This window comes from Novosphingobium sp. BL-S-19 (genome assembly GCF_055521675.1).
Map to the genome: position 1 here is coordinate 2,002,728 of NZ_CM145498.1, position 13,698 is coordinate 2,016,425.

Sequence of the window (13,698 nt, forward strand, 5' to 3'; positions counted from 1 at the left end):
CCCCGCATTCGCGGGGATGACGAGATAGGAGCAGGTAGTGGTTGGTTGGGCTGGTGCGCCGCCTGTTACTGCCCAACGCCGAGCTTGCGCAGCACGCGCCACGCCAAAGCCTTGCCGCGATTGCGCGCCGGCCAGCGGCCCGGTGCTTTCGGTTTCAGCCCCATACGCCGCAGCACGCCATTGAACGCGCGCGCATCCGCCTCGGCAAAGCTCCACTCGGACCGCCAGGTGATCGATAGCGAGACCGACGGTTCCTCACCGTTGCGCACGAAATGCGGTGCCATCACCGGCACGAAAACAGCCTCGCCAGACTGCAGCGCGAATTCGCGGCCGCCGGTCAGCAACTCGTCCCGCCACCTGAGTTCGCGCCCGCCGCCGGTGTGATAGGTTTCATGCACCTCATCCGGCGCGAAGCGGGTGTCTCCGGCGGGGAATTGGGTCATCACCTTCCGGCCGCGCACTTGCAGCAGGATATTGTGCTCGGGATCGAAGTGATAGGGCGTCACGCCGCCGGCCGAAGTGACGAAGATGAAGCCCTGCAGCTTCATCATCCGCCCGGTGCGGGCCTCGATGACGGGGCGCAGTTCCGAAAGAAGGTCTTCCAGCAGACGGGCGTAGTCCGGGTGCTGCTCGATATTCTTGATCACCGCCCACGAGTTGGTCGTCTCGATCTCGCGGATGGTGCGGCCGATGGGAATGCCGGTGGGTTCCGGCTTGCCGTCGACGCCCAGTGGCTGGTTGCCGAAATTGTATTCGACCGACCGGGCAGGGAGCGTCTCGGCCAGCAGGGCCAGCGCTTCCAGTTCCAGCAGCGGAAGGCTGCGCAGGCCATGCTCCAGCCTGTGCGGCACTTCGGGATAGTTCTGTACGAAGGCGTCGCGCGCGCCATCGTCGAAAACCGGACGGCCAGAGGGGGGAAGGGCGTTCATGCGCGGGGTCCTGCGGGATTGCGCGCCAGTTCGGCAGCGACGAAACGGCGAAAGAGCGCCTGGCGCAGGCGCCCGCCGATGGCGATGGAAAGCCGCCCGACCTGACGGCGTTCGCGCCAGATATGGTCGATCATCGGATGATCCTCCGCCGCGCAGCTGTCGGTCCAGTCGATCTCGGGCCGGGTGAGCATGTCGAGATATTCGCGCTGAAGCAGGACCCCGGGCGAAAAGCGGGCGAACCGCTCGTCGAACGCGGTCTTGAAGGAAAAGGCGCCGGGCGGGGTAAGGAACGTCGCCAGCATGGCCACCGGCTTGCCGTCCAGCCTGAGGGCAAGGCGTTCCAGCCGACCATAGGCGGCGGCACCGGCAAGCGCATCGCGAAACAGGGCTGCGGTGCCCTCGTCACTGGCCAGAGCCGATCCGGTACGCCCTTTCCACCCGGCCGCTTCCAGCGCGAGGAACGTGCGGATCCAGTCATCCAGCCCATTCTCGTCGCGACAGCGCTCTATCGTGAGGTGCCCCCGCTCGGCCAGCCGGTTCCACTGGCGGCGGATTTCCTTGCGCTTCTTGCCGGAGAGCGAGGATTCCAGATAGCCGTCGGGAGAGAGGCTCGACTGCAGCAGGGCGCGTTCCTCACGATGCACCGTCGCCCATAGGCGCGTGCCCAGCGCGTCGGTCAGTCCGCGATGAACCGGTCCGTCCAGCGGCATGGCGCGCAAATGCAGGAACAGCGCGGTTCCCGGCGAACCATCCGCCCAGGCAAGCACGGCGCGCCAGAACGCGGCTTCCGCTCCGCGCTCGATCAGCGGCGTGCCCAGGAACGCATTGGCGTGAAGCCAGCCGGACAGATTGGGGATGGGCCAGCGGTAATAGCAGCGGTTGCGGGCGAGCGGCAGCAGGCCCGCCAACCGGCCGTTCCGCTCAAACCGCAGCATCGCCACGCTTTCGGCGCCGCCAAGGTGACGCAGCGAAGGCAGCAGGTACCAGCTTTCGTAAAAGGGATTGGGTTCGCTGGTCCGCCGGGCGAGCGCGTCCCACGCCTCCACTTCGCCTTCCATCGCGCGCCAGGGGACGCAGGCGATCGTTCCGTCCCCGGCGGAGGCCGGCACGGCGGGATCGACGATGTCGTCCTCGTGCAGGGGGGAGGAGGAACTGAACATGGAGCCTGTCTTTAGCGCCCTGGTTTCAAGGAAACGCTAACGGCAACACGGAAAAAGCGAAAGACGCCGGCAGGGATCTCCCGCCAGCGCCTTCCTGCTTGATCGTTGTCGTCAACCTGCGGCCAGTGCGGCCAGCAACAGGAGGGCGACGATATTGGTGATCTTGATCATCGGATTGACGGCCGGGCCCGCTGTATCCTTGTAGGGATCGCCCACCGTGTCGCCCGTCACCGCGGCCTTGTGGGCTTCGGAGCCCTTGCCGCCGTGATGGCCATCCTCGATGTACTTCTTGGCGTTGTCCCACGCGCCGCCGCCCGATGTCATCGAGAGCGCGACGAACAGGCCGCCGACGATCACGCCCAGCAGCAGTGCGCCAAGCGCGGCAAAGCCGTTCTCGACCCCCGCGACGAACGAGATTACGAAGTAGACGACGATCGGCGCCAGCACCGGCAGCAGCGAGGGGACGATCATCTCCTTGATCGCCGCCTTGGTCACCAGGTCCACCGTCCGTGCATAGTCCGGCTTGGATTCGTAGGTCATGATGCCGGGATTGGCCTTGAACTGCTCTCGCACGTCCACCACCACGTCGCCCGCCGCGCGGCCCACTGCCGTCATGCCCATTGCGCCGAACAGATAGGGCAAGAGCGCGCCGAGCAGCAGCCCGACGATGACGTAGGGGTTTTCAAGGCTGAAATCGACGTTGAGATCCGGAAAGAACTCCCGCAAGTCGGTGGTGTAGGCCGCGAACAGCACCAGCGCGGCAAGGCCGGCCGAACCGATCGCATAGCCCTTGGTAACGGCCTTGGTGGTGTTGCCCACCGCGTCCAGCGCGTCGGTCTTTTCGCGCACGCTGTCGTCCAACCCGGCCATTTCGGCAATGCCGCCGGCATTGTCCGTCACCGGACCATAAGCGTCCAGCGCCACGACCATGCCTGCCAGAGCCAGCATCGCGGTCGCCGCATAAGCGATGCCGATCAGCCCGGCGAGCTGGTAGGCAACGATGATGCCGGTAACGATCACCAGCGTGGGCAGCGCTGTCGCCTCAAGGCTGATGGCAAGGCCCTGGATCACGTTGGTGCCGTGGCCCGTTTCCGATGCCTTGGCGATCGAGCGAACCGGGCGATAGTTGGTGCCGGTATAGTACTCGGTGATCCAGATGATCAGGCCCGTAATGACCAGACCGACCAGCGCGCAATAGAACAGCGTGTTGCCCGAAAAGCCCATCGTGCCGATCTCTGCGTTCCGATCGCCCAGGGTATAGCCGATGGCCCACCAGATCGCGGGGATCGAGAGTACCGCCGTCACCAGGAAGCCCTTGTACATGGCGCCCATGATGTTCTGCGAACCACCCAGCCGCACGAAATAGGTGCCGATGATGGAAGTGACGATGCAGACGCCGCCGATCAGCAGCGGCAGCGCCATCAGCGCCTGCAGATTGGCGATATCCTTCATCAGCAGCGCGGTCAGCACCATCGTGGCGCCCACGGTGACGACGTAGGTTTCGAACAGGTCTGCGGCCATGCCGGCGCAATCGCCCACGTTATCGCCCACATTGTCTGCGATGACGGCGGGGTTGCGGGGATCGTCTTCGGGAATGCCGGCTTCCACCTTGCCGACAAGGTCGGCGCCGACGTCTGCGGCCTTGGTGAAGATGCCGCCGCCGAGGCGTGCGAAGATCGAAATGAGCGAGGCGCCGAAGGCGAGGGCGGTAAGCCCCTGAACCACGGTGCGGTCCTCTCCGCCGACGGTGTGGCCGCCGGGACCGGTTAGGTACCAGTAGAACACCGCGATGGCGAGCAGCGCGAGGCCGGCCACGAGCATCCCGGTAATGGCGCCCGCGCGGAACGCCAGCGTCAGGCCCTGTTGCAGCCCGGTCTGCGCGGCGGCAGCGGTGCGCACGTTCGATCGAACGGAGATGTTCATGCCGATGAACCCGGCAGCGCCCGAAAGGATCGCGCCGATGACGAAGCCGATGGCGGAGACATGTCCCAGCGTCAGCGAGATGATGATGGCGACCACAATGCCGACGATGGCGATGGTCGAATACTGCCGCTTCAGATACGCCTGCGCGCCTTCCTGAATGGCGGCGGCGATCTCCTGCATCTTGTCGGTCCCGGCCGCAGCGCCAAGGACCTGTCTGCTCGTAATGAAGCCATAGAGAATGGCTAGAAGCCCCAGGATAATTGCGATCGTGACTGGATTCACAAAACGCCCCCTTTTTTCCCAATGCGAACATTCGCTATTTCGACGGGTTTTCCCGTTCTGGACGTAAAGGGCTATAGACAAGGAGGATTACTGGCAAGCGACTTCGTCCGAAGTCGATTTTGTCGGGGTGGAACTTGGCGGGAAGGGGTGTTTGGTATGAGGGAGTATCTTGCCCGAACGGCAGTACGCAGTCCGGAAAGCGCACCTCACCCTATCCACCCCCGCTAATCCTGAACCTGTCGAAGGATGGGGAGCCTTGCGCCTCGTCTCGGGGGCTTCGACAAGCTCAGCCTGAGCGGGCGGCGGGGGCAGCTTTTGGTGGGAGGTTGCCAGTCCAAGGTCTCTCCCATGTCTCGTCGCCCCCGCGAAGGCGGGGGCCCCGCTACCTGGTGCCACGACTTCACGCCTGAAGGAAAAAGCGGGGTCCCCGCCTACGCGGGGACGACGACTTTGGGTGGATTGCTGACATGGCGCTCTCAGGAAACGGGTCGTAGATAGCAGACGTTGTGCTTTTCACCGCTCGTAAGCATCACCTTCGTAACGAGGTGCAAGGCCGATGCCTCGTGCCGACTTTTTCAGCCAGCTTTTGATGCAGGGATAGGACCCGAGATCGTCGTCAGTATAGAGATACCTATACGAGAATGCGCTCTCCCCGACGCGAAAACGCCGGAATCCGCACTTTTTCGCTGCCGCTTTCACCAAACTCAACTGCGCGTCGGTTCCTGCTGCTAGCGGTATCTGGGGTGCGGCTTGCAGAGATGACGAAGCGATTGCGACCAACGCAGCAAATCCGAATGCCGACGGGCGTAGCGCTCTTGGGAATGCTATCATCGATTTAGCTTACCGGCTGCTTTCGGGAAGCGCCACCGGGCAATTGAACGGCCGACTTGGGGCGTATCCGGAAAGGCAGCTTAAGTACCAAAATCGCTCAAAGCGGGCGGCAATTGCCGCCGCGCAAGTGCGTGCTCCAGTTTAATGCTGATAACCCAGCCGATCCGGCAGGGAAATCGGCGCCCCCTTCCACTCGAGAACGATGCCGCTACCCTCGGCAACCGTGCCGATGGCGTGGATTTGCGTATCGAGACCTTTGGCTGCCGCGCGCAGATAAGCGCTGTTCACGGGCGGGGCGGTGAACAGCAAAACGTAGTCGTCGCCTGCCGTCATCGCCGCGATGCGTTGTTCGACATTGTCTCCGGCGACAGCGCAATAAGCGTCCGAAAGCGGCACTTCGTAGGCATCGAAATGGATGGCGACAGCGCTTGCGTCCGCCATGCGGCGTGCGTCGATCAGCAGGCCGTCCGATACGTCCATCATCGCAGTGGTCAGCGGGGCAAGCGCCACGCCCAGAGCCGGTTCGGGCATCGGGCGGCGGTAGCGGTCGATCAGCCAGGTGTGATCGGGGCTGACGTCCTTCACCCTGTCCGACAGCAGGGCGAGGCCGAGGCCGGAATCGCCTAGCGTACCGCTGCACCACACAACGTCGCCCACTTGTGCGCCGCTGCGTGTGGGAACGGCCACATCCTCAAGGCCGCGACCGATAGCGGTGAGCGAGAAGCTGCGCGCCGAACCGCGCGGCATCCGCACGGTGTCGCCGCCCAGCAAAGGCAGGTGGAAATGGCGGCAGGCCTGATCCATGCCGCCAAGGAAGGCGTGGTCCCATTCGTCTTCGCCAAGGGCGTGCGACTTGAGGCAACCGAGCGGCTCGGCGCCCTTCGCGGCAAGGTCTGACGCGTTCACCGCGACCAGTTTCCATGCGATGCTTTCGGGCGGATCGTCGGGCAGGAAGTGGATGCCCTCGACCAGCGTGTCCATGGTCAGGACCAGCTTTTCGCCGCCGATCTCCAGCACGGCCGCATCGTCGGCAAGTCCGCGCGCGGCCGGGCTTACGGCAATGGCGCGCAGGGCTTCGATGAAGGCGAATTCGCGGGTCATAAAAATAACAATGGGCCCCGCAGGGCCCATTGTCGAGATCAGGAGTGCACGCTCATGCTGCGCAAAAACGTCAGCGAACGGCCTTGGCAACGGCATCGAGCACGCCGTTGACGAACTTCGCCTCGCGCGCGTCGAAGAAGGCGTGGGCGACGTCGAGATATTCGCCGATCGCCGCGCCGGTCGGCACGTCCGGACGGGCCAGCAGTTCGTAGGCGCCCGCACGCAGGATCTGCAGCATGGTCTTGTCGAGACGGGCGAGCGACCAGCCTTCGGCCAGCTTGCCGGCCAGCAATTCATCGATCTCGTCGCGGCGGGCGATCACGCCTTTCACCACGTCGTCGAAGAAGGCGACTTCGGCCTTGGCGTACTGTTCCTCATCGATTTCCGCGCCAAGCCGGTGGCGGTGGAATTCGTCGAGCAGGATGGCCTGCTGGGTGCCTTCCATCTCGAACTGATAGAGGGCCTGAACGGCGGCGAGGCGCGCGGCCGAGCGGGCCTGCTTCGAATTGGGCTGGGATTTGCTCATTGGGAAAGTCTCACGGAAATGGAGCGCGCGTGGGCGGGAAGCCCTTCGGCATCGGCAAGGGCAACGGCGGCGGGGCCAATGGCCTCAAGCGCCGCCTGATCGAGCTGGATGAAGCTGGTGCGCTTCATGAAATCAAGGACGGAAAGGCCCGAAGCGAACCGCGCGCGGCGCCCGGTGGGCAGCACGTGGTTGGGGCCGGCGACGTAATCGCCCACCGCTTCGGGGGTCATGCGGCCCAGGAACACCGATCCGGCGTGGCGGATCTTGCGGAACAGGCTTTCGGGATCGTCGGTGGCGATCTCTACGTGTTCGGCGGCGAGGGCATCGGCCAGCGCCGGCGCCTCGTCGAAGCTTTCGACGACGACGATCACGCCGTAGTCGTTCCACGACTGGCGCGCGGTCGCCTCGGTGGCGAGGGCGGAGAGTTCGATCTCCACCGCCTCGGCAACGGCGTCGGCATAGGCGGCATCGTCGGTGATGAGGATCGACTGCGAGGTGGGGTCGTGCTCGGCCTGGCTCAGCAGATCGGCGGCGATGCGGCGCGGTTCGTTCTTGGCATCGGCGATCACGAGGATTTCGCTGGGGCCGGCCACCATGTCGATGCCGACGACGCCGTAAAGCTGGCGCTTGGCTTCGGCCACCCAGGCATTGCCGGGGCCGGTGATGACGTCGACGGGCGCGATCTTGTCGGTGCCATAGGCCAGCGCGCCCACGGCATGGGCGCCGCCCACGCGCCAGACTTCATCGACACCGGCAAGGTGCGCGGCGGCGAGGACGAGCGAATTGACTTCGCCCTTGGGGGTCGGCGTGACGACGACGAGACGCTCGACGCCAGCCACCTTGGCGGGAATCGCGTTCATCAGCATCGACGAGGGATAGGCTGCGCGGCCGCCCGGAACATAGAGGCCAGCCGCGTCCACCGCGCGCCATACGGCACCGAGCCGCACGCCGGCGGCATCGGTATAGTCGCGGTTTTCGGGCAACTGGGCCGCGTGATAGGCGCGGATGCGCTCCGCTGCGAGTTCGAGGGCGCTGCGCAGTTCGGGAGACAGGGCCTCGAACGCAGCGCGGCAGGTCTCGGCGTCGACGCGCCAGCCGGTTTGGTCGAGATCGTGGCCGTCGAAGCGGGCGGTGTAGTCGGCAAGCGCGGCATCACCGCGTTCACGCACGGCGGAGAGGATATCGGCCACGTCGCGCGCCACGTCCGTCGCGCTCTCGCGGCGGTCGGCGACGACGCGCTGGAACGCTTCGGCAAACCCGGCATCCTTGCTGGATAGACGCTGCATCAGGCGGCGGCCTTCTGCTCTGCCACCAGCGCGCGGAAGGCATCGACCAGCGCGGCGACACGCTCGTCGGTCTTCAGAGCGGCGCGATTGACGATGAGGCGCGCGGAAATGTCGAGAATGCGGCTCGTTTCGACGAGGCCGTTTTCCTTCAGCGTGCGGCCGGTGGAAACCAGATCGACGATCCGGCTCGACAGACCCAGCGACGGCGCCAGTTCCATCGCGCCGTTCAGCTTCACCACTTCGGCCTGCACGCCCAGCTTTTCGTAGTGTTTGCGCGTAAGGTTCGGATACTTGCTGGCCACCCGCAAGTGCGAGGGCAGCGCGCCGCCCACTTCACCTTCACGCTCGGCAACCGACAGGCGGCAGTGGCCGATATCGAGGTCGACGGGGGCGTAGAGGTCGGGATAGGCGAATTCCTCCACAACGTCCGAACCGACGATGCCCACTTGCGCCGCGCCATGCGCCACGAAAGTCGCCACGTCGAAAGCGCGCACGCGGATCAGGCGCATGTCGCTGTTCTCGCACGCGAAAGAGAGGGCGCGAGATTTCTTGTCGTGGAACTCAGCCTCGGGCACCACACTGGCACGCGCCATCAGCGGCAGCGCTTCGTCGAGGATTCGGCCCTTGGGCACGGCAAAGGTCAAGGTTGTCGGCATGGTGCGCGCATAGGCGGCAAGTGACGAAAGGGCAACATGGCACAGGACGAGAAACGATTCGCCGATGGTATCGGTGATGGCGTGGCTGAGGCTTTCGCCAATCAGGTTGCCTATTGCCGTAAGAACGGCGCGCCGATCACCGCACGGATCGTTGCGGCGTTGGCGGCGGTTCTGGACGATGCCGATGCCGGCCCGTTTCTGACGCGGATCAGGGAATGGCAGGGCATGCCGCTGGCCGACGCCGTGCCGTTGCGCGCGACCGGGGGCATCCATGCGCTCTATGCGGGCGAGCCGGCGGATGATGCGGCCATCGTCGGCGAGGTGGCGAAACGGCGGGGCGAAGACCTGATGCCCTGGCTCGATGGACCGCCGCAGACCAATGAGGCGGGACGTTCGTCGAATTTCGTGGCGGCCATGCTGTGGCTTGCGGGGCAGGGGCTGCCGGGGCGGTTCGAATGCCTTGAAATCGGGGCGAGCGCCGGGATCAACCTGATGCTGGATCGCTACCGCTACGATCTGGGCGGTGTGGAAGTGGGGCCGGCAGCCCCGGTGATGGCATTCAATCCGGAATGGCGCGGATCGCCGCCGCCGGCCGGAGCCATTTCCTTTGCGTCGCTGAAAGGGTGCGACATCGCCCCGGTGGACCTTGCCGATCCGGCGCAGGCGCAGCGGCTGCGTGCCTATATCTGGCCGGAACATGTCGAGCGTTTCTCTCGGCTGGATGCCGCGATTGCCGCGGCGCAGGAGCGCGCCCCCGATCTGGTGAAGATGAACGCCGCAGATTTTGTGGAGCAGCAATTGGCCCTGCCGCAGGCCGAGGGCGTGACGCGGGTGCTGATGCACTCGATCGTGATGCAATACGTTCCCGAGGATCAGCGGGAACGGATCCGTCACGCGATGGAGGCAGCAGGTGCAAAGGCGAGCCCGGAGCGGCCGCTGGCGTGGATCGCCGTGGAGGCCGACCGCACACTGCTGGGGCACGGCGTGAAGGTGCGCTATTGGCCCGGCGGTGAGGAATGGCACCTGCTTGCCCACGCCCATGCTCACGGCGCGTGGATCGAATGGCTGGGCTAAGTCGCTCGTCGCTGAACTTTGCCCCACGTCATAAAGGCATCCGTCATCCCCACGAAGGCGGGGATCCCGATATTCCTGGTGCGAGACGCGAAGGAAGCGGGGCCCCCGCCTTCGCGGGGGGCGACGATGTATCTGCACCTAGGTCAGTCTATTTGAACCAGGGTCAGTAACTTCAGCCGAAAGGGCTCACTCTCCCGGTGCACGGGCCTTGATGGCGACGGCGTGAACGCGGTTGCCGGGGATGTCGCCCAGCGCCGCATTGACCAGCCGTTGCCGCTGAAGGCGGGAAACGCCGGCGAATTGGGCTGATTCGATCTCTATGGTGAAGTGCGATTCGCCGCTGCCGTCATCGCCCGAATGGCCGCGATGGGTGGCGGAATCGTTGATCACGTCAAGCTGCGTGGGGGCGAAGGCGGCGGCGAGCAATTGCCGCATTTCCTGTTCGAGAGGTCCGGTCATGGCTTCCATTTAGGCGTTCGATCCCCCATCTGGAAGCCGGTGAGACATTCTAGATTTCATGGCAGGGTCGAATCCGGCGGGCGCACATGCAGCTGGCCGGGATGCGACGAGGACGGCGAATTCCGCGCGCCGGGCGCACGCACGCCCAGTTTCGACGGTCCGGGCGACTACCGCTGGTTCTGTCTGGACCATGTGCGCGAATTCAACGCTGGCTATGACTATTTCGAAGGCATGGATGCGGAGGAGATCTTCCGCGCTCAATCGCCCCTGCATGGCTGGGAGACGCAGACGCGCGCGTTCCGGCCCGATGCCGGGGTAGACGGTGCGCCGCGCTGGGCCGATTTTTCCGACCCGCTGGAAGCGATCAGCGGACGGGCGAGGGCCCATGTTCGCCAGCGCCATGCCGACATGAAGCCGGAGAATGGCCGCTTCACGCTGGATGAGCGGCGCGCGCTGGGCATTCTTGGGCTGGATGGCGATATTGACCGCAAGACGCTGCGCCTGCGCTACACCCGCCTGCTGCGGCAGTACCATCCCGATCACAATGGCGGCGACCATGGCCATACCGCGCGGCTTCAGGCGGTGGTGGAGGCCTATCAGGTGCTCAACAAGGCCAATGCCTTCGCCTGATCTGTGGCCCTATTTGTTCAGCGGCCCCGAAGCACGGCCCAGCGAGCGGCGCCGCTCTCGCCATAGATGCGCACGATATCCTTGCCCGAATAGAAGATCGGATACTGTTCCGCACCATCGGGCAGGACGAGCCAGGGCTGCTTGCTCTCCGTGAAGATATGGACGTCCGGCGGGCAGGCGTCGGGATCGTCCAGCGTGCCGACGCGGATGTAATCGGCCTTGTCGCCGGCGCCGCCATAATGGCTCCAGAGCGCCACCTTGCAGGTGGGGCAGCGCAGGATCGCCTGCCCCCTGCCGCTGAGCGAGGGCGTGTCGATCCGTTCGGGCGCGGTTCCGCCGATCAGTTCTACCCGGTCCGCCTCGATCACGGCGTTGAGCGCGAAGGCCGTTCCGCTTTCGCGCTGGCACCAGCGGCAGTGGCAGCAATGAACGACGATGGGGTCGTCCAGCAGGCGGTAGCGGACTTTGCCGCAAGTGCAGCCGCCTTCCGCTCCCCGGTGCAAGCTTTGGCTCAAGCCGCCTTGCCTTCGCAGATTTCGGCGAGTTGCTCGGCGCAGGCGGACCAGCCCTCATCGAAGCCCATATCGGCATGCTGCTTCATCGTTTCGGCGTTCCAGTGCCGCGCACGGGCGGTGTAGCGGGTGCCGTTGCCTTCGGGGGCGACTTCCCAGATGCCGATCATAAAGGGGCCGGCCGGGTGGAAATCTCCGGTGACCGCGTCGGTAGTCACGAATCGCCGGCCTTCGTCGAATGCCAGATAGATCCCGTTCTGCGGCGCCACTTCGCCATCGGGGCCGTACATGGTCATCCGGCAGACGCCGCCGGGCCGCCGGTCCTGCTCATCCACTTCGACGCGCCAGGGGCGGGGGCACCACCACTCTTCCTGACGGTTGGCCAGCACGTCCCAGACTTCGCCAACGGGGGCATCGATGTAACGGGTGACGACAAGTTCGTGGTCGGTATCGCTCACGGGCATTCTCTCCGTTTTTTCGTTCAATCGCGGTCGGGCGCGCCCAGCGGGAAATAAGGGCGGAACGGCCGCGCATCGTCGACGCAGCGGGCGATGGCGGGCAGCGACAGCAAGTGCGCGCGCCATTGCCGAAGGCGTGGCAGTTCTTCGGGAATGGGATGCACCCAGTCCGCATAGAACAGCGAAGGCGCGGCGGCACATTCGATCAGCGTGATGTGATCCATCCGCGGATAGAACTGCAGCCACCCTTCCAGCCAGGCGTAAGTGCGTTCCAGCTTGGTGCGCGCTTCGGCACAGCGGGCCATGTCCGGCGCCTCGGGGCTGCGAATGTATTCGTCCACCACCACCTGCATCACGTTCATGACGTAATTGTCGAAGACGCGGTCGAGCATCCGGATGGCGTTTGCCGCATCGGGATCCTCCGGGATCAAGGTGCCCGGGGTGATATGGTGCCGGTCGATATATTCGAGGATGGAACTTGCCTCGAACAGCAGGTTCTCGCCGTCGCGGAGCACCGGGAACTTCCCTTGCGGTCCGGCCGTCTGCACGACTTCGGCATTTTCCGGGTGCTCTGCATCCAAAATGCGAAATGCAAACGGCACTTCGTAGGCATAGAGCGCGATCAGCGCCTTCCACGTATAGGACGAGAAGGGGTGGCCGAAGAGTTCCAGACTGGGGGCAGGGTTCACGCAGTGCTCCCCGCCAGTGCCGCTTCGATCGTGGCGATGTCGATCTTGCGCATCGTCATCATCGCTTCCATCGCCCGCTTGGCGGCGGCGCGGTCAGGATTGGTAAGGGCGTCGGACAGGGCCTTGGGCGTGATCTGCCAGGACAGCCCCCACTTGTCCTTGCACCAGCCGCACATGCTTTCGGCGCCGCCATTGTCGACGATGGCGTTCCAGTAGCGGTCGGTTTCTTCCTGCGTCAGCGTTTCGACCTGAAAGGAGAACGCTTCCGAGTGCGGGAAAGTGGGGCCACCGTTCAGGCCGATACATTCGATTCCCATCACCGAGAATTCCACGGTGATGACATCGCCCGCCTTGCCGTCCGGATAGTCGGTAGGCGAGTTGACGACCTGAGTAACCCTGGTGTCCGGAAAGACGCTGGCATAGAAATTGGCCGCATCTTCGGCCGTGCCGTCATACCAGAGGCAGATCCTGTTTTTCGCGGTCATTTCTTCATCTCCGCAATCAGGGTGTTGTCCACCGCCTTGGCGGCCTTGTAGCCATCGCGGGCCTGCAGCCGTTCGGCATAGGCGACGAAGGCCGGGCGCGGGGGCATCGTGCCGAACGTCAGGCCCCAGTCCACCGCGCTGCCCACATAGACGTCCGCCATGGTGAAGCGGCCGCCGCAGACCCAGTCGTTGACGTCAAAGTGCTTTTCCAGCGCGTTCATCGTCCGGTCGAAGCTGCCCCAGCCGGCCATCATCTCCTGCTCGGGCGCGGGTTCGCTCTTGAAGTGGCGCGATGTGATGGCCTGTTCCACCGGGCCGGATGCGAAGAAGGTCCAGCGGTAATAGTCCGCCATTTCCGTGTCGCTGGGCAGCAGGCCGGCCTCGGGGTGCATCTCGGCAAGATAGAGGCAGATCGCGGCGGCTTCGGTCACCACCCGGTCACCGGATACGGCGTGGTGGACGATCGTGGGCACTTTGCCCATCGGGTTGATGTCCAGAAAGCCCGCCGGCTTCTCCTTCCAGTCGATGATCACCTGATCGTAATCGGCGCCGGCTTCGTGCAGCGCCCAGCGGGCGATCTGACCGCGCGACATGGGGTTGGTGTAGAAGGTGTAGTCGGCCATTCCCGTGCTCCTTCACGTGCATCCGGGTGGAACAATCATGGAACAAACGCCTGCCGTCAAGCCTTGATCGGCGG

At 64.7% G+C, this 13,698-nt stretch carries 15 protein-coding genes; 2 read left to right on the forward strand and 13 right to left on the reverse strand.

Going from position 1 to position 13,698, the window contains the following annotated elements; all coding sequences use genetic code 11:
* Positions 1–65: 65 nt before the first annotated feature.
* The 7 genes from ACZ1JV_RS17550 to hisG all read right to left on the reverse strand — a co-directional run bounded on the left by ACZ1JV_RS17550 (position 66) and on the right by hisG (position 8,694).
* Positions 66–929, reverse strand: coding sequence for a transcriptional regulator (locus ACZ1JV_RS17550; protein ID WP_465149838.1), 864 nt, complete (start codon positions 927–929; stop codon positions 66–68).
* Positions 926–2,089: a GNAT family N-acetyltransferase gene (locus ACZ1JV_RS17555; RefSeq protein ID WP_465149839.1), complete on the reverse strand. Its 1,164-nt coding sequence runs from the start codon at positions 2,087–2,089 to the stop codon at positions 926–928. The genes ACZ1JV_RS17550 and ACZ1JV_RS17555 overlap by 4 nt, the downstream gene beginning before the upstream one ends.
* 111 nt (positions 2,090–2,200) lie before the next feature.
* A complete protein-coding gene (locus ACZ1JV_RS17560; RefSeq protein ID WP_465149840.1) occupies positions 2,201–4,294 on the reverse strand; it encodes a sodium-translocating pyrophosphatase in 2,094 nt (697 codons plus the stop codon).
* 972 nt (positions 4,295–5,266) lie between these two features.
* Complete coding sequence (thiL, locus tag ACZ1JV_RS17565; protein ID WP_465149841.1) at positions 5,267–6,226, reverse strand: thiamine-phosphate kinase; 960 nt, start codon at positions 6,224–6,226, stop codon at positions 5,267–5,269.
* Between the two features lie 70 nt (positions 6,227–6,296).
* Positions 6,297–6,752 carry a transcription antitermination factor NusB gene (gene nusB / locus ACZ1JV_RS17570; protein WP_465149842.1) on the reverse strand — a complete coding sequence of 152 codons (456 nt, stop codon included), beginning with the start codon at positions 6,750–6,752 and terminating at the stop codon, positions 6,297–6,299.
* On the reverse strand, positions 6,749–8,038 hold the full coding sequence (gene hisD, locus ACZ1JV_RS17575; protein WP_465149843.1) for a histidinol dehydrogenase: 1,290 nt from the start codon (positions 8,036–8,038) through the stop codon (positions 6,749–6,751). Before hisD ends, nusB begins: the two co-directional genes overlap by 4 nt.
* Positions 8,038–8,694, reverse strand: a complete 657-nt coding sequence (gene hisG / locus ACZ1JV_RS17580; RefSeq protein ID WP_465149844.1) for an ATP phosphoribosyltransferase — start codon at positions 8,692–8,694, stop codon at positions 8,038–8,040. The genes hisD and hisG overlap by 1 nt, the downstream gene beginning before the upstream one ends.
* Positions 8,695–8,730: 36 nt before the next feature.
* Between hisG and ACZ1JV_RS17585 the strand changes: the two genes are divergently transcribed.
* Entirely contained in the window at positions 8,731–9,768 is a 1,038-nt protein-coding gene (locus ACZ1JV_RS17585) for a DUF2332 domain-containing protein (RefSeq protein ID WP_465149845.1), read from the forward strand.
* 186 nt (positions 9,769–9,954) lie between these two features.
* Here the strand turns inward: ACZ1JV_RS17585 and ACZ1JV_RS17590 are convergent, their stop codons facing one another.
* Positions 9,955–10,227 carry a BolA family protein gene (locus tag ACZ1JV_RS17590; protein WP_465138389.1) on the reverse strand — a complete coding sequence of 91 codons (273 nt, stop codon included), beginning with the start codon at positions 10,225–10,227 and terminating at the stop codon, positions 9,955–9,957.
* 39 nt (positions 10,228–10,266) lie between these two features.
* On the opposite strand from ACZ1JV_RS17590, the gene ACZ1JV_RS17595 reads away from it, so the two are divergent.
* Positions 10,267–10,857, forward strand: a complete 591-nt coding sequence (locus ACZ1JV_RS17595; protein ID WP_465149846.1) for a DnaJ domain-containing protein — start codon at positions 10,267–10,269, stop codon at positions 10,855–10,857.
* Between the two features lie 17 nt (positions 10,858–10,874).
* On the opposite strand, the gene ACZ1JV_RS17600 is transcribed toward ACZ1JV_RS17595, so the two are convergent.
* Genes ACZ1JV_RS17600 through ACZ1JV_RS17620 form a run of 5 tightly spaced genes read right to left on the reverse strand, consistent with a single transcriptional unit; the run spans position 10,875 to position 13,624 of the window.
* Positions 10,875–11,372 carry a GFA family protein gene (locus ACZ1JV_RS17600; RefSeq protein WP_465149847.1) on the reverse strand — a complete coding sequence of 166 codons (498 nt, stop codon included), beginning with the start codon at positions 11,370–11,372 and terminating at the stop codon, positions 10,875–10,877.
* Complete coding sequence (locus ACZ1JV_RS17605; RefSeq protein WP_465149848.1) at positions 11,369–11,827, reverse strand: SRPBCC family protein; 459 nt, start codon at positions 11,825–11,827, stop codon at positions 11,369–11,371. The genes ACZ1JV_RS17600 and ACZ1JV_RS17605 overlap by 4 nt, the downstream gene beginning before the upstream one ends.
* 23 nt (positions 11,828–11,850) lie before the next feature.
* A complete protein-coding gene (locus ACZ1JV_RS17610) occupies positions 11,851–12,516 on the reverse strand; it encodes a glutathione S-transferase family protein (RefSeq protein ID WP_465138393.1) in 666 nt (221 codons plus the stop codon).
* Positions 12,513–13,001, reverse strand: coding sequence for a VOC family protein (locus ACZ1JV_RS17615; protein ID WP_465149849.1), 489 nt, complete (start codon positions 12,999–13,001; stop codon positions 12,513–12,515). The genes ACZ1JV_RS17610 and ACZ1JV_RS17615 overlap by 4 nt, the downstream gene beginning before the upstream one ends.
* Entirely contained in the window at positions 12,998–13,624 is a 627-nt protein-coding gene (locus tag ACZ1JV_RS17620) for a glutathione S-transferase family protein (protein WP_465149850.1), read from the reverse strand. Before ACZ1JV_RS17620 ends, ACZ1JV_RS17615 begins: the two co-directional genes overlap by 4 nt.
* Positions 13,625–13,698: the final 74 nt, after the last annotated feature.